The 24,156-nt window shown below is 54.3% G+C and carries 24 protein-coding genes; 9 read left to right on the forward strand and 15 right to left on the reverse strand.

Annotated features, from left to right (window positions below; genetic code table 11):
• Positions 1 to 5 precede the first annotated feature (5 nt).
• The 8 genes from RG807_RS12840 to RG807_RS12875 all read left to right on the forward strand — a co-directional run bounded on the left by RG807_RS12840 (position 6) and on the right by RG807_RS12875 (position 6,785).
• The gene (locus tag RG807_RS12840; RefSeq protein WP_309045238.1) at positions 6 to 1,118 is read left to right on the forward strand and encodes an AI-2E family transporter; all 1,113 of its coding nucleotides are present in this window, start codon (positions 6 to 8) and stop codon (positions 1,116 to 1,118) included.
• Positions 1,119 to 1,228: 110 nt separating this feature from the next.
• Positions 1,229 to 2,374: a zinc-binding dehydrogenase gene (locus RG807_RS12845; protein ID WP_309045239.1), complete on the forward strand. Its 1,146-nt coding sequence runs from the start codon at positions 1,229 to 1,231 to the stop codon at positions 2,372 to 2,374.
• Positions 2,371 to 3,408: a proline racemase family protein gene (locus tag RG807_RS12850; RefSeq protein WP_309045240.1), complete on the forward strand. Its 1,038-nt coding sequence runs from the start codon at positions 2,371 to 2,373 to the stop codon at positions 3,406 to 3,408. Before RG807_RS12845 ends, RG807_RS12850 begins: the two co-directional genes overlap by 4 nt.
• Positions 3,409 to 3,734: 326 nt before the next feature.
• Positions 3,735 to 3,905, forward strand: a complete 171-nt coding sequence (locus tag RG807_RS12855; protein WP_298450118.1) for a DUF1328 domain-containing protein — start codon at positions 3,735 to 3,737, stop codon at positions 3,903 to 3,905.
• Positions 3,906 to 3,983: 78 nt separating this feature from the next.
• Positions 3,984 to 4,175 carry a CsbD family protein gene (locus RG807_RS12860; protein WP_298450120.1) on the forward strand — a complete coding sequence of 64 codons (192 nt, stop codon included), beginning with the start codon at positions 3,984 to 3,986 and terminating at the stop codon, positions 4,173 to 4,175.
• Positions 4,176 to 4,352: 177 nt separating this feature from the next.
• The gene (locus RG807_RS12865; RefSeq protein WP_309045241.1) at positions 4,353 to 4,934 is read left to right on the forward strand and encodes a PRC-barrel domain-containing protein; all 582 of its coding nucleotides are present in this window, start codon (positions 4,353 to 4,355) and stop codon (positions 4,932 to 4,934) included.
• Positions 4,935 to 5,422: 488 nt separating this feature from the next.
• Positions 5,423 to 5,944, forward strand: coding sequence for a hypothetical protein (locus tag RG807_RS12870; protein ID WP_309045242.1), 522 nt, complete (start codon positions 5,423 to 5,425; stop codon positions 5,942 to 5,944).
• A gap of 316 nt (positions 5,945 to 6,260) precedes the next feature.
• Positions 6,261 to 6,785 carry a hypothetical protein gene (locus RG807_RS12875; protein ID WP_309045243.1) on the forward strand — a complete coding sequence of 175 codons (525 nt, stop codon included), beginning with the start codon at positions 6,261 to 6,263 and terminating at the stop codon, positions 6,783 to 6,785.
• Between the two features lie 105 nt (positions 6,786 to 6,890).
• Here the strand turns inward: RG807_RS12875 and RG807_RS12880 are convergent, their stop codons facing one another.
• The 5 genes from RG807_RS12880 to RG807_RS12900 form a co-directional block, all read right to left on the reverse strand.
• Complete coding sequence (locus RG807_RS12880; protein ID WP_309045244.1) at positions 6,891 to 7,718, reverse strand: ABC transporter permease subunit; 828 nt, start codon at positions 7,716 to 7,718, stop codon at positions 6,891 to 6,893.
• Complete coding sequence (locus RG807_RS12885) at positions 7,711 to 8,610, reverse strand: ABC transporter permease subunit (RefSeq protein WP_309045342.1); 900 nt, start codon at positions 8,608 to 8,610, stop codon at positions 7,711 to 7,713. The genes RG807_RS12880 and RG807_RS12885 overlap by 8 nt, the downstream gene beginning before the upstream one ends.
• A 34-nt stretch (positions 8,611 to 8,644) precedes the next feature.
• Positions 8,645 to 9,763 carry a polyamine ABC transporter ATP-binding protein gene (gene potA / locus RG807_RS12890; RefSeq protein WP_309045245.1) on the reverse strand — a complete coding sequence of 373 codons (1,119 nt, stop codon included), beginning with the start codon at positions 9,761 to 9,763 and terminating at the stop codon, positions 8,645 to 8,647.
• Between the two features lie 4 nt (positions 9,764 to 9,767).
• Positions 9,768 to 10,874: a polyamine ABC transporter substrate-binding protein gene (locus RG807_RS12895; protein ID WP_309045246.1), complete on the reverse strand. Its 1,107-nt coding sequence runs from the start codon at positions 10,872 to 10,874 to the stop codon at positions 9,768 to 9,770.
• Positions 10,875 to 11,190: 316 nt separating this feature from the next.
• Positions 11,191 to 11,421 (reverse strand): hexameric tyrosine-coordinated heme protein, encoded by a 231-nt coding sequence (locus tag RG807_RS12900; protein WP_309045247.1) that lies wholly within the window; start codon positions 11,419 to 11,421, stop codon positions 11,191 to 11,193.
• 130 nt (positions 11,422 to 11,551) lie between these two features.
• On the opposite strand from RG807_RS12900, the gene RG807_RS12905 reads away from it, so the two are divergent.
• The gene (locus RG807_RS12905) at positions 11,552 to 11,905 is read left to right on the forward strand and encodes a DUF1428 domain-containing protein (protein WP_309045248.1); all 354 of its coding nucleotides are present in this window, start codon (positions 11,552 to 11,554) and stop codon (positions 11,903 to 11,905) included.
• A gap of 47 nt (positions 11,906 to 11,952) precedes the next feature.
• Here the strand turns inward: RG807_RS12905 and RG807_RS12910 are convergent, their stop codons facing one another.
• From RG807_RS12910 to RG807_RS12955, 10 genes are all read right to left on the reverse strand, one after another.
• Entirely contained in the window at positions 11,953 to 13,578 is a 1,626-nt protein-coding gene (locus tag RG807_RS12910) for a phytoene desaturase family protein (protein ID WP_309045249.1), read from the reverse strand.
• A gap of 4 nt (positions 13,579 to 13,582) precedes the next feature.
• Positions 13,583 to 14,194, reverse strand: coding sequence for a TetR/AcrR family transcriptional regulator (locus tag RG807_RS12915; RefSeq protein WP_309045250.1), 612 nt, complete (start codon positions 14,192 to 14,194; stop codon positions 13,583 to 13,585).
• A gap of 151 nt (positions 14,195 to 14,345) precedes the next feature.
• Positions 14,346 to 16,031, reverse strand: a complete 1,686-nt coding sequence (locus RG807_RS12920) for an AMP-binding protein (RefSeq protein ID WP_309045251.1) — start codon at positions 16,029 to 16,031, stop codon at positions 14,346 to 14,348.
• A 52-nt stretch (positions 16,032 to 16,083) separates the two neighbouring features.
• Positions 16,084 to 16,662: a peroxidase-related enzyme gene (locus RG807_RS12925; protein WP_298450137.1), complete on the reverse strand. Its 579-nt coding sequence runs from the start codon at positions 16,660 to 16,662 to the stop codon at positions 16,084 to 16,086.
• A 9-nt stretch (positions 16,663 to 16,671) separates the two neighbouring features.
• Positions 16,672 to 17,571, reverse strand: a complete 900-nt coding sequence (locus RG807_RS12930; protein ID WP_298450138.1) for a hydroxymethylglutaryl-CoA lyase — start codon at positions 17,569 to 17,571, stop codon at positions 16,672 to 16,674.
• Positions 17,571 to 19,574 (reverse strand): acetyl/propionyl/methylcrotonyl-CoA carboxylase subunit alpha, encoded by a 2,004-nt coding sequence (locus RG807_RS12935; RefSeq protein ID WP_298450140.1) that lies wholly within the window; start codon positions 19,572 to 19,574, stop codon positions 17,571 to 17,573. The genes RG807_RS12930 and RG807_RS12935 overlap by 1 nt, the downstream gene beginning before the upstream one ends.
• A gap of 1 nt (position 19,575) precedes the next feature.
• Entirely contained in the window at positions 19,576 to 20,400 is an 825-nt protein-coding gene (locus tag RG807_RS12940; RefSeq protein ID WP_298450142.1) for an enoyl-CoA hydratase/isomerase family protein, read from the reverse strand.
• Positions 20,401 to 20,414: 14 nt separating this feature from the next.
• Positions 20,415 to 22,022 carry a carboxyl transferase domain-containing protein gene (locus tag RG807_RS12945; RefSeq protein ID WP_309045252.1) on the reverse strand — a complete coding sequence of 536 codons (1,608 nt, stop codon included), beginning with the start codon at positions 22,020 to 22,022 and terminating at the stop codon, positions 20,415 to 20,417.
• Positions 22,023 to 22,307: 285 nt separating this feature from the next.
• The gene (locus tag RG807_RS12950; protein WP_298450146.1) at positions 22,308 to 23,474 is read right to left on the reverse strand and encodes an isovaleryl-CoA dehydrogenase; all 1,167 of its coding nucleotides are present in this window, start codon (positions 23,472 to 23,474) and stop codon (positions 22,308 to 22,310) included.
• A 68-nt stretch (positions 23,475 to 23,542) separates the two neighbouring features.
• Positions 23,543 to 23,989 (reverse strand): MerR family transcriptional regulator, encoded by a 447-nt coding sequence (locus RG807_RS12955; RefSeq protein WP_298450148.1) that lies wholly within the window; start codon positions 23,987 to 23,989, stop codon positions 23,543 to 23,545.
• Positions 23,990 to 24,156 lie beyond the last annotated feature (167 nt).

Genomic DNA, 24,156 nt, shown 5'->3' on the forward strand with positions numbered 1-24,156 from the left:
ATCCTATGGAAAACGAAAAAAGCCTGATCGCGCAGAGTAAGAGTAAGCCGGAAAAAACGCTGGCCGACCTTTCTACGCCTATCTACGGGCTGTTTACTCTGGGTGTGCTTTACACCCTGTACCTTGCTCATCAAATTATCCTGCCGATTGTTTTGGCATTTCTCACAAGCTTGCTTCTGTCTCCGCTGGCCACTCGCATGTGTTCAGGGCTGCGTATTCCCAGGGTGGTCAGCTCGCTGATTCTCGTATTGCTGGTGCTTGCAGGTATTGCTGGCGTCTCCCTGGCTGTCGCCACGCCGGCGCTGGAGTGGGCGGGCAAAGCTCCCGAGGGTATTTCGCGTTTGCTGGTGGGCGAAAGCGAACTTAAACGGCAAATCAGCAAGGTGACTGAGTCGGCACAAAAAGTGGAAGACTCCGTAAGCGAACTCTCGGATAGCGGTGATAAAAAGACAACGGTAGAGCCAACAACCGTGGTTCTGCAGACGGAATCCTGGCGCGCCCAACTTATGAGTAAAGCCCGCGATGGCATTGCGGGTCTTGCGCTTGCCATGGCGCTTACGTATTTCTTGTTGGTTAGCGGCGACAGATTGGTGCTCAATTTTGTGCGTCAGTTGCCGAGACACCACCGCAGAACGGTGTTGCGCATTAGCCGGGACTCCCAGCATCAGATTGCCCAGTACCTCGCGGTATTGGGCATAAGCAATACATCGGTCGGCGTGGCAACCGGGCTTATGGCCTGGGCTGTTGGCCTGCCAGACCCAGCGGTTTGGGGCCTGGTAGCTGCTCTTGCGCGTTTTATTCCTTATTTGGGCGTTATTCTGACCATCCTGTTGCTGGCAGTTGTTTCCGCGGTAAGCCTGGATACCTTGTGGATGATGGCGGTTGCTCCAGTTGGCTATCTTGCCTTGACCACTATGGTGGGTTTCTTCATCGAGCCGTGGATACACGGTTTTCGTATGTCGATCAACCCGGTGATTATTTTTGTTTCGATCTTCTTCTGGGGCTGGCTCTGGGGTCCTGTGGGCGTATTACTTGCAGTGCCACTGATGACCGTAATTCAGGTGGTTCTGAAGCAGATTCCCAAGTTGCGGCCCATCTATAAGGTGATTGCTCGATAGTGGCGAGCCTGAGAAGAGTGGGTGTCCTCGTCACTCCCTGACACTTGAGTGAATGTCTCCTATCCTGAAGGGATACTTTCCATTTCTCATGCAGGGACGAGGGTTCACTTATGATCCCGAATACAATGAAAGCCATGGTCCTTGTCGGTCATGGCGGCATCGACAAGCTTGAGTATACAAGCGTGTCCACGCCGTCCCCCTCGCCGGGAGAGGTGCTGGTTCAGGTAACCGCGACCGCCAAAAACAACACCGACCGCAAAGCCCGGGAAGGGCTGTATCCCACTAAAAAGGGTGAAACCACGTCGTTTCAGATGGGTGGCAAGCCCACGCTGATTTTTCCCCGTATTCAAGGTGCTGACATTGTTGGTCATGTTGTGGCCGTAGGCGAGGGTGTCGACCGCAGTCGTATTGGCGAGCGCGGGCTGCTGGATTTTAATATTTATGCAGACAGCCGTCGGGATATCAACCTTACTCCGGATTACTACGGTCATGGCGCAGACGGTGGCTACGCAGAGTATGTTGCTGTTCCTTCAGCGCAGTTCCACTGCATCCCGAATGAAAACCTTGGTGATGCGCAGATCGCTGCAATGGGAATGTGCTCGTATCAGACGGCTCTGCATATGCTCACCTCTGCTCATGTGGCATCCGGAGAGCGAGTCCTGGTCACCGGAGCCAGTGGTGGTGTTGGTACCGCCCTGATACAGCTTTGCCGGGTCATGGGGGCCATACCCTATGCCTTGAGTACTGTGGATAAAACCGCGGCGCTCTTGGAATTGGGGGCGGAATCCGTGCTCGATCGATCCGATATGGATAGTTTTGTAGAGCGGGTAAAAGCGCAAACCGGTGGCAAGCCTTTTGATGCGGTTATGGATCTGGTGGGTGGCACTATGACCGACTGCTTCATAGACGCCATGATTTTTAACATGAACGCCCGCGGAACCTATCCGCGCCTGAGCATTGCGGGCGCCAGCGGCGGAAACATCAGTGAAATCCTGTGGACGCGAATTTACCTGTATCAGGTTCAGATTCTTGGCGTTTCCCACGGCACTCGAGAGGAAGCTGGGCAGTTAGTAGAGTGGATTCGCAGCGAGCAGCTCAAGCCGGTTCTCCACGGTGCTTTCAGGCTTTCAAGGTTGCATGATGCGGAGCGCTACTTCATGAATCGCGACAGCAATTATCTCGGCAAGATTGTCATAGTTCCGGATTCTCAGTGGGAAGCACACGGCAAGCCCTGGTCTCTGGAGAGCGGTGTATGAAACCGGAACTGACAATTCAGCTTATGGATACCCATGCAGGCGGCGATGTCAGTCGTATTGTGACCGGTGGTATTGATGCCTTGCCAGGTAACAGTGTGCGAGCACAAATGGAGTATCTTCGTGATCACGCCGATGGCTTGAGAAAACTGTTACTGGAAGAGCCCTATGGCATTCCTGAAATGTCTGTGGACTTGCTGGTTCCACCTTCCGACCCGCATGCAGCGGCCGGCTACATCATAATGGAAGTGATGGGATACCCGATTTACTCCGGATCCAACACGATCTGCACCGCAACGGCCGTGCTTGAAGCAGGGATCGTGCCCAAGAAAGAGGGTAAACAGAGCTTTTTGCTGGAATCTCCTGCTGGCTTGGTTCGCATCGATGCACTGGTTGAAAACGGCGTTGTTGAAGCGATCACCTGTGAAGGTTTGCCAAGCTATATCCATACCTATCGCGCGACTATTGAGGTGCCTTCACTCGGCTCTGTCACATACAGCGTGGCATACAGTGGCGGGTTTTACGCTCTGGTGGATGCCGAATCTCTGGGCTTTGAACTTCTCCTGAGTGAAGAGCGCAAGCTTGCTGACACGGCTTATGCGATTGTTGAGGCAATTCAGGCGGAAAGGGGTTTTTCCCACTATACCTTGGGTGATGTTGGGCCTTTGCCGTTTTTGCATTTTATGGGGCCAGTTCACCAAATCGCAGAGGGCTATTATCGCTCCCGTTCCGCGACCTATGTGCATCCGGGTGTTATCTGCAGAAGTACGACCGGAACAGGCACTTCGGCTCGGTTAGCCCTAATGAATTATGAAGGGCGCATCCGCTCCGGGGATAAGCTTGAAACCATTTCATTACGAGAGACTGGCTTCATTGGCGAGTTTTCTGGCTTAGGGCAGGTTGGTGGGTACCAGGTTGTGAAAAACAACATTATCGGTAGAGGTTATGTTTTAGCGCGTTCAGACATTGTGGTGAACTGTGACGACTTAATGGTGGACTGCGATGGGTTACGCCATATTCTCACCAGCCGTTGGTAGCTCTTAACTCTAATGACCGCCGTAGTGAATCTTGCATTTCGCAGGTGTGTATATTGCCGGTATCTTAACTAATCATAATCAATGAGGTTATTATATATTTATCAGTATCTTATAACTCGTCTTTGCGGTCGGGGTCAGGGATTGTCGAGAGAGAAGGTTGTCTGAATTTATACCATGTGGCAAGTTAATTGTAGATGTAGCGCAGTAGTAGTTGAGCCTAGCTGCCTTATATCTGGAAAATGTCAGTCTCAATTCACTAAACGTCAGGCGAGGAGTTCGTTACTTAATAAGTCGAATTTGGCCTGTAAAGGGAGAAGGAGTTACTGATGCTTTATTGGACTATAGTGTGTTTGATTATAGCGATCGTGGCGGGTGTGCTTGGTTTCGGTGGAATTGCGGGCACCGCTGCCGGGATAGCTAAGATACTGTTCTTTGTTTTCATAGTATTGCTCGTTGTCTCACTGGTGATGAATGCTATGAAAGGTCGCGGACCATAATTGTGTATTCATATTAGCATTTATGAAGTTGTCGATTATGTAGAGCTATTATAATTGCCTTATTGAAAGGAGAACGATATGAATAACGATATTCTGGAAGGTAACTGGAAGCAGCTTAAAGGTAAGGTGCGCGAGAATTGGGGTAAGTTGACGAATGATGATGTCGATGAAATCGGAGGCAAACGAGAGAACTTCATTGGCAAGATTCAGGAAAAATACGGCATGAAGAAAGATGAGGCAGAGAAGGAGTGGGATAAGCTCACTAAATAATTATCATTTCTCCACGCACCAAACGCTTCAGTATTGTTACTGAAGCGTCATTTGGGCTGGGTCGTGGCCTTTGCTAAGTTTTAAATCGTGACATGGTTCGCCGAACCGGTGGGTATAGCCATTGATCACATTTACTTGGAGAAACGTCCGAAAAGTATCGTCGATTCGGGCGTACGCATGAGTAACTTGATCATGAGTAACTTGATAAAGGAGTACGAGACAATGCGGAAACTTATTACTCACACAATGAGCGCTTCCCTGTTGGCAGGTGGTTTAGCTATGAGCCTTTCAGCAGCTGCTGCAGGCGGTCTTTACAGCATGGATGAGCTTAAGGATGCAGATGTTTTTGACAGTGCCGGCCAAGAGATCGGTGAGGTCGAGGATGTTCTGATGAGTAACGATATGTCGGTACATTCTTTGGTTATCGAAACCGGGGAGATACTTGGTCTCGGTGGTAATGAAGTTGTTGTGGAACGCGGCACGTTTACTGTCGTGAGGGCGTCGGGTAACCGCGGCTTCGATGACATTGAGTATGAAGTCCACGTTGAAATGACTCAGGAAGAATTTAAAAAATTGCCGACGTACGATGAGGATTGGTGGAACCAAACGAGCCAGAGTTTGCAGCAGGCGTGGGAAAACACTAAGGAAATCAGTCAGAGCGCCTGGGAGAGTACTAAGCAGGCTACCTCTTCAGCTTGGTACAACGTCAAACAAGGCGCTGAAGAGATGGGTGATGAAGCCGAGCAGGCGACTGAGTAAGGCACTGCTCTGGGAATCGTCCATTCGGGCGCCTGCGGCGCCGTTTAAGTCGAGGAGAATGATATGGCCAATGTCAGCTCTGATGGTACTTATCAGTGTGCCCAAGAGGGGTGCAACTGCAGAGTCGCGGATGATGAGACACACTTCAAAACAGCAACTGGAATATTCTGCTCAAAAGAATGTTCGGAAGGCAAAGGGTGCCAACATCCCGGATGCAATTGCGCGTCTAGGAATTAGTTGAATCAGGATCGAGAGGTCGCGATATATATGTGACCTCTCGGTCAGGCTAATAATATAAAAATATATTTTTAGTAAAGTGAATAGGCTTACTAAATTATAAAAGTCAGTATGTTTACCGCTGTCGTTTGATAATTGTCCGTTATATGAACTTTTCGTAGTGCATCGTGCATTGCCTGAACTTGCGTTTCGAGCTTCCGCATGTCTATTCTTATTTATAGTGCAACCTGACCTATACAGGAGACAAGACTATGTCCGAGCACGATGGAGCTGTGTCAGGGGAAAGCTATCCCCATAAGATAAGCGCGGAGTTCGACAGTCAGGTCGCTGCCGAGCGAGGCGCAGAATCTTTGGAAGGGTTAGGGATCCCCCTTGCTCAGATTCGTATCATTCAGCCCGATGACCCCAATATGGCGAAAAAGATTGAGCCGGAGACTCAGGGAATTGCGCGGTCTTTAGTTAAAGCGCATGTGCGGTTTGGAGTGGTGGGACTAGTAGTTGGTCTTGCTGTCGCAGGACTATTGGTGACGGTTGGCCCGGCTCTGACTCGTACAAGCCCGGTAATGACGTTCATTGCGGTGAGCTTCTTGTTTGCCGTGTTGGCTCTTATGCTAGCCGGTGCGGTTGCACTGCGTCCAGATCATGATGTCTTGATAGAAAAGGCGCGCATGGCAAAAAACGAAGGGCGTTGGACAGTGGTGGTGCATTGCGACAGCGTGGAGCAGCAAAAGTTAGCGCAAGCGACAATGGGCGACAGTACCCATACCTTATAGCTAAATATAAAGCTGCGAGAATCTTTCGACCGGAGTTCTCGGTTGAGTGCTTGCCAAAGCGATACTATCGTTTAATTCTGTAATAAAAACCAAAAACAATAGCTGACCAGGAATGTAGGTAAGGGGCGTCAATGTGTATAAGTGGATAGCTGAGCATCACCAAGTACTTTCAATCGTTGCCAGTTTTGGCTCCTTACTTATATGGCTGGTATATGCGCAGCTCCTTTACCTTGGGTTCAGGAGGCAGAGAAGCCCGCGCTTGATCATTAACCGCGGTTGCAACAAAGACATCAATGCTCTCTGTATCATCAGTAATATGAGCGCAGAATCTGTGTTTATTGAATACATCATAGCGAAGCTCGAAACTTCTGAAGGCGAGATCACGATGGATGTCACTGACTTCGAGCGTGAATACAGCGAAGGTGATGAAGACGGCGATGAGCAGGGGCCGTTGGACGTAAGGGATAACACTAGGCAGGGGCCAATTGAGTCTGGCGGGTTCATACACATTGGTACTTTCTGCGAACTAATCCAGCGACTTACGCGTTATGAAAATATCGAGGTTCTCCATGGTCAGCCTCAAGGAGAGCTTGAGTTCACCCGCTTGACGCTGAGTCTGATAGGAATATATGGCCCGGAAAACATGCCCGTAGGTGCTGAGCGAAGTTTCGATATAAGCGTTAGCGGGAGCCGTTTGGGGCTCAAACCTGCATCGTGGGATACTAAGCAATTAGCGTCTATCCGTCAGCGTCGCAAGCTTCGGAGAACGGTCGAAGAACTGAATGCTACAGACTTTTCATCGTCATCCTCTCTTCGCCGTGTACCCGCTATTCAGGAGTGATCCAGTCGACTAATGGGGCGGATGTACGCATAGACTGAATTGCTACTCCGTTAACCCACGCGATGAATCGCTATGGTTGGGGTATTGCTCTGCTAGTGTTCCTGATCAGGAAAGGCGCCCACTGCGGCGCCTTTTTTCGTTTCTGCGCATCACGTACCAGGCGATAAACGCGACCAGCGATACCGTGAGAATAATCAGCGTGGCCAGTGCGTTGATCTTTGGGGACACGCCCATGCGTACCGATGAGAACACTACCATCGGCAAGGTGGTGGAGCCGGGGCCGGATACAAAGCTGGCAATCACCAGGTCGTCCAGCGACAGGGTGAACGCCAGCAACCATCCGGACACCAAGGCCGGTGCAATCACCGGCAAAGTGACCACAAAGAAGGTCTTCAAGGGTGTGCAGCCTAGATCCATGGCGGCTTCTTCAATGGAACGATCCACTTCTTGTAGCCGCGCGCTCACCACCACCGCCACATAGGCGCTGCAGAAAGTGGTGTGCGCAATCCAGATGGTCACCATTCCACGATCTGCCGGCCAACCGGTCAGCTCTGCCAGTTGAACAAACAGCAGCAACAGAGACAAACCGGTGATCACTTCTGGCATAACCAGAGGGGCGGTAATCATGCCAGACAGCAGTGTTCGCCCCCGCATGCGTTTGAACCGGGTGATCACAAACGCACACAGGGTGCCCAGGCACATGGCCATACTGGCGGAGTAGAAGGCGATTTTAAGGCTCATCCACACGGCCGACAGTATCTGCTGGTCTTCAAACAGGGCGCTGTACCAGTGAGTGGAAAAACCGGCCCACACGGATACCAGTCGGGATGCGTTGAACGAATACACGATCAGCACAAGCATGGGTAGATATAGAAACAGCAGGCCCATAACCAGCATGACCTTTGAGAAGCTGATGCCACGAGCGTTAACCATTCTTCGACATCTCCCGACTCTGGAAGCGGTGGAACAATACAATCGGCACCAACAGCAGTGCCAGCATCACAATGGCCAACGCAGAAGCCACAGGCCAGTCGCGGTTGTTGAAGAACTCTTCCCACAGCACCTTGCCGATCATCAGCGTATCCGGGCCACCCAGCAGTTCAGGAATCACAAACTCACCGACAGCGGGAATGAATACCAGCATGCACCCCGCCAAAATGCCGGCCTTAGATAAAGGCAGGGTAATGGCCCAGAAGGTCGTAATGCTGCGGCAGCCGAGGTCTGATGCTGCTTCCAGCAGGCGCAGATCCAGCTTCACCAGGTTGGTAAAAATGGGCAGCACCATAAACGGCAGGTAGGCATAGGTAATGCCGAGGATTACCGCAAAGTTGGTGTTCAGCATTTTCAGCGGTTCGTCGATCAACCCCAGCCAGAGCAAGAAGCTGTTCAGCAAACCCTGATTGCCGAGAATGCCCATCCAGGCGTAAACCCGAATCAGGAACGAGGTCCATGACGGCAGCATCACCAGCAACAGCAACACCAGTTGCCAGTGCTTGGGCGCGCGGGCCATAGCGTAAGCCATTGGGTAGCCGATCAGCAGGCAGGCGATGGTGGAGATGAGTGCGGTTTTCACCGAGCCCCAATAAGCGGCAATGTACAGGCTGTCGGACAGTAGGAATAAATAGTTGCCGAAGTTCACCACCACCGACAGGGTGTTTTCTGCCAGCCGGAACACCGGCTCGTAAGGCGGTATGGCCATCACGGCCGACGTCAGGCTGATTTTCAGGATCAGCGCGAACGGCAGCAGGAAAAACAGCAACAGCCACGCGAACGGAATGCCAAACAGCACCCGGCGGTGGAACAGCAATGTACGCACCCGCGCCATCAAGGGCGCGGGAATCGGATTCCTGTTCATGGCATTAATTCCAAAGCAAGATGGGGCTGGAGGCTTCCCAGGAAACGAACACGGTGTCGCCCCAGGTTGGCCGTTCACCGCGGCGTTCCACGTTCGCCATGGTGGCCTGCACACGCTTGCCGCTGGCCAGCTTCACGTAATAGGAGGTGATGTCGCCCAGGTACGCGATGTTCTCCACCGTGCCCTTGCTCCAGTTGAATTCACCTTCAGGCTTGTCTGGCGTCAGGTAGATTTTTTCCGGGCGCAGGGCAATCAGCGTGTTGGTGTTTTCTGCCGATGTGGTCACACCTCGGTCAATGTATACCTGTGCGTCCAGCAAGCCGCTGGACAGCAGAATACTGTCGGAGTTGTCTTCCTCGATGCTGGCCTCAAAGATATTCACCGAGCCAATAAACTCCGCCGTCATGCGGCTGTTCGGGCTTTCGTAAATATCGATGGGTGAGCCCACCTGGGCAATCTGTCCAAAGGACATAATGGCAATGCGGCTGGCCATGGTCATGGCTTCTTCCTGATCGTGGGTCACCATCAGGCAAGTGGCGCCCACTTTTTCCAGAATATCCACAAGTTCAAGCTGCATTTCTGTGCGCAGCTTTTTATCGAGCGCACCCATAGGCTCATCCAGAAGCAACAGCTTCGGGCGTTTTGCCAGTGAGCGAGCCAGCGCAACCCGCTGCTGTTGGCCACCGGAAAGCTGTTGGGGCCGACGCTTGGCGTAGGGCTCCATTTTTACCAGCTTGAGCATGGCCGCCACGCGGTCGCGAATCTCGTCCTTTGGCAGTTTGTCCTGTTTCAGACCCATGGCGATGTTCTGCTCCACGGTCATGTGCGGGAACAGTGCGTAGGACTGGAACATCATGTTCGTTGGGCGCAGGTAGGGAGGCAGGGCAGTTATGTCCTGACCATCCAGCACAATACGACCGCTATCCGGTGTCTCAAAGCCAGCCAGCATGCGTAGCAGTGTGGATTTACCAGAGCCCGAACCGCCCAGAAGTGCGAATATCTCGCCCTTGTGGATGTCCAGGCTTACGTCGTCCACCGCCAGTGTGCTGTCAAAGCTTTTTGATACGCCACGAATGCTGAGTAACACCTCCGCTTTCGCGGAGGTGTTGATTCCGTTAACCACGCCCTTAACGCCCGGACTTAACGCTGGTCCAGGTGCGGGTCATCAGGCGCTGTGTGTCCTGAGGCCGACCTTCCATGATGTAGAGCTTTTTCATCACATCATCCGTAGGGTAAATGCTGGTGTCGTTAAGGATTTCTGCATCAACAAATTCATCGGCTGCCTTGTTGGGGTTGGCGTACCACACATAGTTGGTCACCTCAGCGATGATCTCTGGCTTCATCAAAAAGTTGACCAGCTTGTGGGCATTTTCAACGTTCGGTGCGCCAGCCGGGATGGTCATCATATCGAACCACAACACCGCGCCCTCTTTGGGAATGGTGTAGCGGATTTCGTTGCCGTTTTTGGCTTCCTCGGCACGAGCAGCTGCCTGCAGGATGTCGCCGGAATAGCCGGCAGCCACGCACAGGTCGCCATTAGCCAGGTCGCCAATGTAGCGGGATGAGTGGAAGTAGGTGATGTTCGGCCGCACGGCCTTGATCACGTCGCCACCCTTTTTGATGTCTTCGGTGTTGTTGCTGTTCGGGTTTAAGCCAGCGTAGGCCATAGCAGCCCGCACCATTTCTTCGCCGGAATCCAGCATGGCAATGCCGCAGCCGCCTTTGGCCAGCTTGGCCGTTATGTCCGGGTCAAACACCAGCGCCCAGGAATCGGTAGGTGCAGTATCGCCCAGGATTTTCTGGATGCGGCCAGCGTTGTAGCCATAGCCGTTGGTTCCCCAAAGATAGGGAATGGAGAACTGGCTGCCCGGGTCCACTTTTTCCAGTTGAGCCATCAGATCCGGATTCAGATTGGCCATGTTCGGCAGTTTGTCGTGATCCAGAGCCACAAAAGCCTTGGCAGAGATCTGCTTGGCAACGTAGTGGTTTGACGGTACGACCAGGTCGTAGCCAGAGCGGCCAGACAGTAGCGCGGCTTCAAGAACCTCGTTACTGTCGTAAACGTCGTAAACGACCTTTATGCCGGTTTCTTTGGTGAACTTCGCCAGAGTGTTCTCGGCAATGTAGTCAGACCAGTTATACACACGCACTTCTTCTGCGGCGATTGCAGAAGAGGCGCACAGAGACAGAGCAACGGAGGCGGCCAGCGCCTGTGGCTTACACAACTTGAACATTGGATAACGTCCCTCACTGAAAAGGGATGGATACAAAACGTGCAGGACGCACGCGGTGTTGTGCAGGTCTGCTGAGGGAAGGCCGCGGGTGCGACTCCTTTGAGGCTTGTCCTGGAAAACGGCGATGGGGCTATAGTTTATGGCACCGACCGAATTCGCGGGATATTTAACACGAGAATGCGTGGCGCGCTACAAATATCTTGTAGGAGTGTGCAGGGGTTGTACCTATGAGGACTCATCGGCATCAAGAACTACTTCCACGGTGCGGGAGTTTACGGCTCTCGGGCACCGTGAAAGAGAGTTTGAATGGCAGATGTCATCCACGCCAATAGTTGTTAGCCGCGGCTACCGTCTGAAAGTTCACAGCGATAACGTGAGAGGCAGCGGTAAGCGCATCGGCAGAGTTTGCGTATTCGGGCCGTAGTTTTTTCAAAACATCCATATCGGGCTGAGTGTATTTCACGCCACGGCGGCTAAGGGTAATCGCAAGCTCATAGCCTTGCTGAGGAGTATCGGTAATCAACGAGGTTAGCCAAGTATCAGACATTTTAAATACCTTTTTGTTTGGGTTCGCCGCAAGCATAGCAGACGATTCCAGATTTTGGGCATTCCCTGCATCTGAAATAGTTGCGGTCTTTCGACTATATTATTAAGACCAAACAACAGGCGAGGTGGCTATGGAATATATTGATGGTTGTGTAGTGGCTGTGCCCACTAAAAACAAGGCAGCTTATATTGAGCACGCCACTGAGGCAGCGAAATTGTTCAAGAAGCACGGTGCGACCCGTCTTGTTGAATGCTGGGGCGACGATGTTCCTGAGGGTAAATTGACGTCGTTTCCCATGGCTGTTCAATGTAAAGATGATGAAACCGTTGTTTTCTCGTGGATAACCTGGCCCTCACGCGACGCGCGGGATTCGGGTATGAAGAACGTGATGGAGGAGTGGCAATCTAGCGGTGATGATGATCCTATGCCCTTTGACGGGGCGCGTATGATATTTGGTGGTTTCCGGGTGGTGGTAGACGAGTAAAGTCGGTGCCACTCATGTGGCAGTGGCACCGACTTTATTGATAGTGATTAGCCAACAAACATCTTCTTCGCAAGCGGGATGCCTTTCAAACCGCTTACGGCAACGGTTGTCAGCAAACCACCTAGCATGGCGCCCACTACTCCGGCAGTCATGATGTCCTGGCCGGTGAGGTACAGGCCGGGTATGCGGGTCTTGGGCTTTAGCCAGTCCTGCTCGAAGCGGTCGGGAGTATGGTCCAGGCCATAGATTTCACCTTCGCTGTAGCGGCAGAAATAGTCTGTGGACAGGGGCGTGGATAGCTCGTAGTAATCCACTTTGCCTTCCAGATGCGGGAACTTCTCATAGAGCTTCGCAAGCAGGCGCTGGGCGTACTCTTCCTTCTTGGCTTCATAGTCTTCACCGCGCTTGCCCCAAGGCTTGTCCGCCCACTCCTCGTACCACTTGAAGGGGCCGGGTGCCACAATCTCAATGGTGGCGCGGCCAGGGTAGCGCTCCAGAAAGCTGGGGTCTTTCGCTGAGGGGAAGGAAATATAGGTCAGCGAAATATCGTTGTTCTCCGGATCTTCCTCGAAGTCTTTCACATGCTTTTCGTAGTCTGTGCCGGGGTAAATCCAATAGTTGGTTTTCGGCAGGCCTAAGTTCTCTGCAGTATCTTCCAGGCCGATGTACAAGCAATTGCTGGCCATGGAACGCTTAACGGTTTTCAGTTTGTCCTGATAGTAGTCCCATTCAGGCGCGTCTTGTGGCAGCAACTTGTTGAAGGTGTTGAATACGCCTGCGTTGCTGATGACCAGTGGCGAGCGAATCTCTGCACCGTCGGCCATGCGAACGCCCACGGCTTTGCCTTTCTCGATGAGAATCTCGGTCACATCCGCGTAGGTAAAGACTTCACCGCCGCTTTGCTGAACTACCGGGATAATGGTCTTGGCCATTTCAGAGGCGCCACCAATCGGATAGTAGCCGCCGTGCAGGTAATGGCGGGCGATGAGTGAGTGAACAATGAAGCTGGATTGGGCGGGTGGCAGGCCGTTGTCGCCCCACTGGCCGGTAAGCACGGCAATCAGCTCCTGGTTGCTGGTGATGCCTTCAAGTACTTCGCGGGTCGGCTTGTTAAGGAACTCTGGCGCCTTACGTTTTGCCAGCATGCTTAGTGGTCCAAGAGCCAGGCTTGGCAGTACTTTGGCCAGAACAACCGCCGGCATGGCTTTGGATACCTGGCGCAGATAACCCAGGTAGGTGTCGATGGCCTTTTCTTCTTCCGGGAAGGCTTTCACCAGCTCGGCACGGAATTCCTCGGGGCCGGCAACCAGATCCACATACTTTTCGCCGATGTAGATACGGTCGTAGTTGGCGTCCATTGGCGCCCACTTCAACTGACTGTCAGTGATATGGTCAAACAACCGCTTGCCCAGTGTGTGGTCTGCGCCCATGTCACCAATGTAGTGCACGCCCACATCCCATTCGTACCCGTTGCGATCGTAGCTGTGGGTGAATCCGCCGGCGGTGTAGTGCTGTTCAAGAACGAGCACCTTTTTGCCCATCTTGCTCATGCAAGCAGCTGCGGTCAGGCCGCCGATGCCGGAGCCAATGATGATGGCATCGTAAGGGCCGTCCAGGCGTTTTTCACGATAACGTTTGCCAACGCGGAGGGTGCTGGGTTTTGGGCTGCTCATTGAGTTAATCCTGTTGTGATTGTTGTCGGTCAGACCGGGTGCCGTCCAGCAGTAAACTGAGAACGCCTTCGGTCAACATGGGCTCGGCCTTTGCGCTGGGCAAATGACCATCGATGGTTAGTTGTGACAGGCCATGCACCAGAGACCAGGCAGCGGCTGTCATTAGTGAAACAGGGGAGGGTCTCAGATAACCCAGATCGCGGGCACGGGCTACGGTGTTTTCCAGAACCTGAAATGCCCCTTTGCCAGCAGCATCCAGGCGTGGGTGCGCCCCCATGGGTAGTACGCGGCCGCCAAACATAAGGCGATACAGGTTGGGTTCTTCTTGGGCGAAAGCTACGTACACCAGCCCAATTTCGATCAAAGCCTTGCGCGGCAGCTCCTGATCCACCGCGCGTAGGCGATCACGCAAGGCCTCGAACCCTTCAATAGCGAGCTCTGCCAACAGCGTTTCGCGGTCTGAGAAGTGCCGGTACAGCGCTGGAGCACTGACACCGATTTGCTTGGCCAGTGCGCGCAAGCTGATGGCGGCATCCCCTTGGGTTCTGAGTATGTCCAGCGCCAGCGACTGCGCCTGGGGCTGCAGGTCACCGTGGTGGTAGGCAGGTTTCGCCATGGGTATTCATGCTCTCGAATGTTATCGGTGGTAACAATGTTACTGGTGATAACATCATGAAATTGAGCAGCAGTCAAACAGATTTTGGCGGGTAAAAAAAAGCCCCGGTGCTCAGCTAAGGAGAACCGGGGCTTGCGATTGCCTGGGGCTTTTACTTCAGCCCGAATTCCTCAATGGAAATCTCGCGCATTTTAAACTTCTGAATCTTACCGGTGACGGTCATCGGGAATTCTTCCACGAACTTGTAGTTCCGGGGGATTTTGAAGTGGGCGATCTTGCCTTTGCAGAATGCAATCAAGTCGTCTGCACTTACCGGCTCTGCCTCTGGGCGCAGCTTTACCCAGGCGATCAAATCTTCGCCATAGGTCTCGTGCGGAATACCCGTTACCTGGACCTCCTCAATGGATGGGTGGCTGTACAGAAATTCCTCAACCTCTTTCGGGTAGATGTTTTCACCACCACGAATCACCATATCTTTGATACGACCAACGATTTGCACATAGCCTTCGTCGTCCATAGTGGCCAGATCACCGGTGTGCATCCAGCCGGAGTCGTCGATGGCTTCGCGGGTCTTCTCTTCATTATTCCAGTACTTCAGCATCACGCTGTAACCGCGAGTGCAGAGCTCCCCAATCTCGCCCCGGGGCAAGACGTTTCCGGTTCCCGGGTCGACAATCTTGGTTTCCAGATGGGGCTGGGTACGGCCAACGGTGGTTACCTGCTTCTCGAAGGGATCGAGAGAGCTGGTTTGGGTAGACACAGGGCTGGTTTCGGTCATGCCGTAGGCAATCTGAACCTCCTTCATGTGCATCTTGGTGTTGACCTTCTTCATCACCTCCGCGGGGCAGATGGAGCCGGCCATTATGCCCGTGCGCAGCGTGGACAGGTCGTAGGAATCAAATTCCGGCTCGGCCAGTTCTGCTATGAACATGGTGGGTACGCCGTAGAGCGCTGTGGCCTTCTCCTGATGCACTGCTTGCAGCACGGCTTTTGGGTCAAAGCCTTCGCCCGGGTAAATCATGGTGGAGCCGTGGGTAATGCAGCCAAGGTTGCCCATGACCATGCCAAAGCAGTGGTAGAGGGGGACTGGAATAACCAGTCGATCCTTCTCTGTCAGGCGCTGGCTTTCACCCACAAAAAACCCATTGTTCAGGATGTTGTGGTGGGTGAGGGTCGCGCCTTTGGGGTTGCCGGTGGTGCCTGAGGTGAACTGGATATTGATGGGGTCGTCGAACTGAAGCTGGCTTTGCACCTTGTCTACTTCATCCTGACTAACTTCACTGGCAAGGCTCACAAACTCCGCCCAGCTCCACATGCCAGCGTGTTTTTCCGTATCCAGATTGATCACTGCACGAAGATCAGAAACTCGCTGGGCTTTGATTTTGCCAGGGGTGCTCGCTTTCAACTCCGGTGCCAGTTCATAAAGTGTTTGGCGGTAATTTGAGGCTTTAAAGGTATCTGCAGTGACCAATACGCTGATGCTCGCCAGATTCATGGCGTATTCCAGTTCGTGCAGGCCGTAGGCAGGGTTGATGTTGACCAGAATGGCGCCCACCTTGGCGGTGGCGAATTGGGTCACCGTCCACTCGTAGCGGTTGGGCGCCCAAATGCCTACGCGGTCACCGCGTTCTACGCCGATGGCGAGAAAGGCACATGCTGCTTCATTAACCCGTGCGACGAACTCCTTGTAAGTCCAGCGGATGTCCTGGTGCAGGCATACCAGGGCTTCGGTATTTGGGAATTTAGCGGCGGTGCGGTCAAGCATCTCGCCGATGGTCATGCCCAGCAGCGGCGTGTTGGAGGTACCGCTGGTGTAGCTTGGTAGAGTCTGTTTCATTGGGCCGCCTCCGGTTGTTTTTGTGGTCGAGGTCCGGGATTGTTCAAGCCGGTTATCGGCTTTGGCTGTGGTACTCGGGATTTGGGCGCATGTCACTGGCAATGGCGACGCGGTTGGTCATGTTGTAAAAGCCCACAAGCTGGCTCAGATCCCAGATGGCACGATCGCTGAAACCTGCGTCTCTTAATGCTTGTACATCATCTTCGGTAACCGTTGCCGGGGTGCGGGTAAGCAGCGACGCAAAGTCGAGCATGGCACGCTGGCGCTTATCCAGCCTTGCTGTGCGGTAATTCATCACCAAATGCTCTCCCAACGTGGGATCGCCGCTCATAACCCGCACGGCTGCACCGTGAGCGACCAGGCAGTAGAAGCATTTGTTCTCTGACGAGACCACTACGGCGATCATTTCCCGCTCCAGCTTGCTGAGTTCGCTCTCACCCATCATCAACTCGTTGTAGAGACGCGAAAAACCATCCAGCTGCTTCAGGTTATGGGTAAAAACTGTCAACACATTGGGAACCATGCCCAGCTTCTCAATACAGATATTGAAGTAGCTTTTGACATCCTCCGGCAGGTCTTTCATGTCGGGAATATCGAGATCCAACGCGATCAAATCTTTTTTGTTATCCATGCCAGATCCTTAAGGTTGAAGAGCTTGGCCCACTTTTGAGCCGTTGTGTCGGTTGAGCACGTTGCTGATCCATCGGCCAGTGGCCACAAGCCTGTCCAGGTCTACGCCCGTGCTGATGCCAAGGCCGTTGAGCATATAGAGAACGTCTTCAGTGGCGACGTTGCCGGAAGCGCCCTTGGCATAGGGGCAGCCGCCAAGGCCGGCCACTGAGGCGTCAAAAACTGCGACGCCTTCTTCCAGTACTGCATAGAGATTTGCCAACGCCTGTCCGTAGGTGTCGTGAAAGTGAGCCGCCACGTGCTCCACGGGTACGTGTTTGGTGACTGCCTCAAGCATGCGCTTGGCTTTCAGTGGCGTACCAACGCCAATGGTGTCGCCCAGTGAGATTTCATAGCAGCCCATGTCGGCCAGATCTTTGGCCACCTTTGCTACCTGTTCTGGAGAAATTTCTCCCTCGTAGGGGCATCCCAGTACTGTAGAAACATAACCACGTACCGGGATCTTGTGCTTCTGAGCTGCTTCAACCACAGGCAGGAAGCGCTCCAGACTTTCTGCAATAGAGCAGTTAATGTTCTTCTGGCTGAAGGATTCTGAGGCTGCAGCGAATACCGCCACTTCGTCGACGCCCGCCGCCAGAGCATTCTCAAAACCTCTGAGGTTTGGGGTGAGCACCGAGTAACGAACGCCGGCTTTGCGCTTGATGCCCGCCATCACTTCAGCGGCATCGCCCATTTGCGGCACCCATTTTGGTGACACAAAGCTGGCGGATTCGATGTGGGTGAGGCCGCAATCTGCAAGCCGTTCGATCAGCCCGGTTTTTATGTCTGTGGCGATCACCGGGCCCGACTCGTTCTGCAGGCCGTCCCGGGGACTCATTTCAACCAGTCGCGCCTGTATGGGAAAGGCCATTAGCCTGCCTCCTCACTGTCTGACTCGTTGATCTCAATAGCAATCAGCTCCGCGCCTTCTGAAACCTGCTCACCTTCGGCGAAGAAGATTTCGCTGACCACGCCGTCTGCCGGAGCCTTGATGGCATGCTCCATCTTCATGGCTTCCATGATGACCAGAGTTTGGCCGGCTGTAACCGTGTCGCCCACCTTGGCCTGTACCGCCACAATTGCGCCGTTCATGGGTGCCGTCAGGCCGCCCTCCGGAGCCATGTCTTCTGACGCGTAGTTTTCCTGGTAGAGGATGCACTGGAAGGTGTCACCTTCGTAGAAGAGCACGAGCTGGTCATTGTGCAAGTTGCCGTGAATGCTGATCCTGTGGCCATCGACCACCGCCTGAAGAGCGTCGTCTTCAAGCTTTGCGGTGAGGTTGTATTCGCTGCCATCCACGGACACTTGGTAGCGATCATCCTTTTCCAGAATTTTCAGCTCGTGTATCTCGTCGCCTACCTGCAACTGCAGGGGCTGGGCGTATTCCGAGTTCAGGCGCCAGCTGTTGCGACGACCGAATGGCGACCAGGGATCGGTGCTCACAGACTCGACGGATTTGCGTTTTTCCAATACAAAACCAGCAGCCAGCACCAGCGCTTTATGGGTATCGAGTTTCGATTTCGGGAACAGCAATTCCCGGTGGCTGTCGATAAAGCCGGTTGTCAGGTCGGCTTCCCGGAAGGGTTGTGAGTCGGCCAGCGCGTGCAGGAAGCGGATGTTGGTTTTCACCCCGGCAATCCGATAATGCTCCAGAGCCTGAACCATGCGGTTGATGGCCTGCTCACGGGTTTCGTCCCACACGATCAGTTTGGCGATCATTGGGTCGTAATGAATGCTGATTTCATCACCTTCGATCACCCCGGTATCGACCCGCACATGGGCGCTTTCGTCAGGCGTGCTCAGGTAACGCAGGTTGCCGGTGGCAGGCAGGAAATCCTGATCCGGGTCTTCAGCATAAATGCGGGCTTCCAGGGCATGGCCACGGGTTTTCACCTGTGACTGTTCCAGCGGCAGGGGCTCACGCCAAGCAACTTTCAACTGCCATTCCACCAAGTCCTGGCCGGTCACCATTTCGGTCACCGGGTGCTCTACCTGCAGGCGGGTGTTCATTTCCATGAAGAAGAAGGAACCGTCCACATCGTAGAGAAACTCTACGGTGCCGGCGCCTACGTAGTTGATCGCCTGGGCCGCTTTTACAGCAGCATCGCCCATGGCTTTGCGGGTTTCTTCGCTCAGGCCCGGTGCCGGGGCTTCTTCCAGAACTTTCTGGTGACGACGCTGAACCGAGCAGTCGCGCTCGGCCAGATACACGCCGTTGCCGCTTTGGTCACAGAACACCTGGATTTCAACGTGGCGTGGCTGGGTCAGATAGCGCTCTATTAGCATGTCCGGGTTGCCGAAGGCGTTCTTTGCTTCGCGCTTGGCAGCGGCCAGAGCATCATCAAACTCACCGATGTTCTCCACTACCCGCATGCCTTTACCACCGCCACCGGCGACGGCTTTCAGCAGTAGCGGGAAGCCGCATTTTTCAGCCTCGACACGCAGGGTTTCGGGACTCTGGTCGTCGCCGTGATAGCCAGGCACCAAGGGTACGCCGGCTTTTTCCATGATGGCTTTGGCAGCGGATTTAGAGCCCATGGCTGCAATGGCTGAAGACGGTGGGCCGATGAATACGATGCCGTTGGCCTCACAGGCTTCGGCAAATCCGGTGTTCTCGGAAAGAAAACCGTAGCCTGGGTGGATAGCCTGTGCGCCACTCTGCTTGGCAATCTCAATGATTTTGTCACTACGCAGATAGCTTTCTGAGCTTGGCGCCGGGCCAATGTGGAAGGCTTCGTCTGCCATGGAAACGTGGAGGGCGTTGGCGTCTGCATCGGAATAAACAGCGACGCAGCGGATACCCATGCGGTGTGCGGTCTGGATAATCCGGCAGGCGATTTCGCCCCGGTTGGCAATAAGGATTTTGCTGAACATATCAGTTGCTCTCCGGAATCCAGTTGGCGCGGCGTTTATTTAGGAAGGCGCTTAGCCCTTCCTGACCTTCTTCGCCTACGCGAATATCAGCAATGCGGTGCGCAGTGTCGTCTATCACAGTGTTATCGATGGGCTTTTGGCTGACCGCAAACACAAGGTCTTTTGCGGCGTTCATAGCTTCCGGGCCATTCTGGGCAAGCTGCTTCAGCATCTCGTCACAACGGGCGTTCATGGCGTCAATGTCGTCGCAGACAATATGCACAAGGCCGAACTGCTCAGCCTCCCGGGCATTGAACACTTCCGCTGAAATGAAGTAGCGGCGGGCCTGTCGTTCGCCAATAGCCCGCACCACATAAGGGCTAATCACTGCGGGAATCAGGCCCAGCTTGACCTCACTCAGGCAAAAGCTGGATGTTTCTGAAGCAATCACAATGTCGCAACAGGCAGCAAGGCCGACGGCGCCACCGTAGGCTGCACCCTGAACAAGGCCGATGACGGGCTTGCTGAGATGATTGAGGCAGTCCATCAGGCGCGCGAGTTGGCGGGAGTCGTCGAGGTTTTCTTGCTGGCTGTTGTCTGCCATGCGGCGCATCCAGCCGAGGTCGGCTCCGGCGGAGAAGTGTTTACCTTCTGAGCGCAGGATGACCACGTTGGTTTCGGCGTCGGCATTCACTTCTGTGAATGCGCTGATCAGTTGCTGGATGATCACGTCATCAAAGGCGTTGCGTTTGTCGGGACGATTCAGCACGACTTCCGTCACGCCCTGGGCGCGACGATTGAGTAGAACGGCCGATTCCTGTTCATTCTGAACGTTGGTGTTTGTCATGGTCGTCTCCCCGATTACATCCGGAACACGCCGAAGCGCGTGGGCTTCGCCGGCCGGTTGAGGGTGGCAGAGAGGCTGAGGGCAACCACTTCCCGGGTTTGTGCCGGGTCGATTACGCCGTCGTCCCACAATCGGGCGCTCGCGAAGTAGGGGTGGCCCTGTTCTTCGTAGGTATCGGTAATCGGCTTTTTGAACGCAGCTTCTTCCTCGGCGCTCCATTCCTGGCCTTTTCGTTCCATTCCATCACGACGAACCTGAGCCAGTACGCCAGCGGCCTGTTCGCCGCCCATTACCGAGATGCGGGCGTTTGGCCACATCCACAGGAAATCCGGGCTGTAGGCGCGGCCACACATGCCGTAGTTGCCGGCGCCGTAGCTACCGCCGATCAGTACGGTAATCTTGGGTACGTTGGCGCAGGCCACGGCCATGACCATTTTGGCGCCGTGCTTGGCGATGCCTTCGGCTTCGTACTTCTGGCCAACCATAAAGCCGGTAATGTTCTGCAGGAACAGCAGCGGGATGTTGCGTTGGCAGCAGAGTTCAATGAAGTGCGCGCCTTTTTGGGCGGACTCACTGAACAAGATGCCGTTGTTGGCGATGATGCCTACGGGGTAGCCGTGTATGTGGGCAAAGCCGGTGACCAGGGTTTGGCCGTAGTAGCGTTTGAATTCGTCGAATTCGGAGCCGTCTACGGTGCGGGCAATTACATCGCGCACGTCGAAGGGTTTACGCAGGTCGGTGCCGACGATGCCGTAGATTTCGCTGGGATCGTACAGAGGTGCTTTGGGTTTGCGGATCTCTACCGGAACCGGTTTTTTGCGGTTGAGGTTGGAGACGCAGCGGCGAGCAATCTCCAGCGCGTGGGCGTCGTTTTCGGCGTAGTGATCGGCCACGCCGGAGGTTTTGCAGTGTACGTCGGCACCGCCGAGGTCTTCTGCAGTAACGACTTCACCTGTGGCAGCTTTTACCAGGGGTGGGCCGGCCAGGAAGATGGTGCCCTGGTTGCGCACGATGATGGATTCATCGGCCATGGCGGGCACGTAGGCGCCACCGGCGGTGCACAGGCCCATTACGACGGCAATCTGAGGGATGTCGTCGGCAGACATGCGGGCCTGGTTGTAGAAGATGCGGCCGAAGTGATCGCGGTCGGGGAAGACTTCATCTTGCCTCGGCAGGTTGGCGCCGCCGGAGTCTACCAGGTAGATGCAGGGCAGGCGGTTTTCCAGGGCGATTTCCTGGGCGCGCAGGTGTTTTTTCACCGTGAGCGGGTAGTAGCTGCCGCCTTTTACGGTGGCATCGTTGGCGATGATCATGCATTCGGTGCCGGAGACGCGGCCTACGCCGGCGATTACTCCGGCTGCGGGGACTTCTTCACCGTAGACGTTGTAGGCGGCGAATTGGCCGATTTCTAGAAACGGCGAGCCGTCGTCCAGGAGGCGGTTGATGCGGTCTCTTGGGAGTAGTTTTCCGCGGGCGATGTGGCGTTCCTGGTAGGAGGGGCCGCCGCCTTGCTGGATGGTAGAGACTTTTTCCCGCAGGTCTGCAACGGCTTCTGCCATGGCTGCCTGTTTGGCCTGAAACTCTTCAGAGCGGGGGTTTATTTTGCTTTGCAGTATCGTCATTTTTCCTGGCCTCGATTTTCGGGGCGGCGGGCCTGGCGGGGCGTCTTTCCGGGAAACGCTACGAGCACCCCTTGCGGGGTCCGGCCAGCAATCACAGATTGCTGTCGTTCGGCTGCGCATGAAGCTCCGCTTCATAAACGCTTGCCTTACCCATGTGCGCTTGACTGTGGCCGTCCATGGCCACAGACATTCCCGGAAAGACGCCCCGCCAGGCCCTCGTCGAACTTGGGTGCTGGCCGTCCAAAACTATTTCGCTTTGGCGGGTGTCTGGATCGAAGCTACAGCTTAGTTGTTCAGGAACAGTTCCCGCCCAATCAGCATACGGCGGATTTCGGATGTACCTGCGCCGATTTCATACAGCTTGGCATCCCGCAGCAATCGACCTGTGGGGTAGTCGTTGATGTAGCCGTTACCGCCGAGAAGCTGGATGGCATCCAAGGCCAGTTTTGTGGCCATTTCGGCGGAGTAGAGAATCGCGCCGGCGGAGTCTTTGCGGGTGGTTTCGCCTCGGTCTGCTGACATGGCCACCATGTAAACATAGGACTTGGCGGTGTTCATCCAGGTGTACATATCGGCTACTTTCCCCTGCACCAGTTGGAATTCGCCGATGGCTTTTTCGAACTGTTTGCGTTCGCGGATGTAGGGAACCACAACGTCCATGGCGGCTTGCATGAGGCCCAACGGGCCGCCGGAGAGGACGAGGCGTTCGTAGTCGAGGCCGCTCATGAGTACGCGGGCGCCGCGGCCTACTTCACCGAGTACGTTTTCTTTGGGCACTTTGCAGTCCTGGAAGACCAGTTCGCAGGTGTTGGAGCCGCGCATGCCGAGTTTGTCGAGTTTCTGGTGGCGGCTGAAGCCTTCGTAGTCGCGCTCTACGATGAAGGCGGTAACGCCTTTGGAGCCGGCTTTCGGGTCGGTTTTGGCGTAGATAACGTAAACGTTGGCGTCTGGGCCGTTGGTGATCCACATTTTGTTGCCGTTGAGCACATAGTGGTCCCCGGCATCTTTGGCGCTCAGCTTCATGGAGATTACGTCGGAGCCTGCGTTGGGCTCAGACATGGCCAGGGCGCCGATATGGTCGCCGCTGACGAGTTTGGGCAGGTATTTCTGCTTTTGCTCTTCGGTTCCGTTTTTGTGTATTTGGTTTACGCATAGGTTTGAGTGGGCGCCGTAAGACAGGCCAACGGATGCAGAGGCGCGGCTGATTTCTTCCATGGCGATCACGTGGGCGAGGTAGCCCATGTCGGAGCCGCCGTAGGCTTCATCTACGGTAATACCCAGCAACCCCATGTCGCCGAATTTTTTCCAGAGGTCCATGGGGAACTCGTTGGTGCGGTCGATTTCTTCAGCGCGGGGCGCGATCTCGGCGGCGGCGAAGCGGTTTACTTGTTCACGCAGGCTGTCGAGGGTTTCACCAAGGCCGAAGTTGAGTTCTGAGTATTGTGATTTCATGTGTTTGCCTTTTTGTTCTGTCCGATTCGAATTTGGGTGCAGGGCACTGCGCCAGCTGTTGGTTGATATCAGCTTTGTTCGGCGGGGTGTCCAGGTTGCTCGATTGTAGATTCGTGTTGCTGCTTCTTTTTCTGTAGTTCTGCAAGAGCTTCCCTGCAGTGGGCTTCTCTTGTATTGATTTCCAGTTCTGCCATAGCAATATCGGCTTTCTGCTGTTCGATGTGCGCTCGTTTTTCGTCCAGTATTGACAGCATTTTCAGGAGCTGCTTTTCGTTACCGGAGAGGGTCTCATCCCAGAGGTCGAATGTTTCTTTGGTTTCAGCAAGTGAAAAGCCCATGCGTTTGCCACGGAGGATCAGCTTCAGGCGAACTCTGTCTGTGGTGCTGAAAATGCGTGTTTGCCCCCGCCGTGTAGGCTTCAGCAGGCCCTGGTCTTCATAAAACCGGATGCTGCGGGTGGTCACATCGAACTCGCTGGCAAGCTCGCTGATGCTGAACGTTTGCTTTTCGGTCATGGTGGTATCCTCTTTTAAACTAGATTAGAGGAAGTTTACGTTAACGTAAAGTGGTTTGGATGATGAAACCAGGTGCATGGATGGTTGCATTGAAAACTGGGCGGGTTTGTTCGGAGGGTGGCCTGGCTCACCCTGAAGAGAAGGAGTGAGCCAAGCTAGCGTGTAAC

The sequence above is a fragment of the Marinobacter sediminicola genome (assembly GCF_031157525.1).
GTDB lineage: Bacteria > Pseudomonadota > Gammaproteobacteria > Pseudomonadales > Oleiphilaceae > Marinobacter > Marinobacter sediminicola.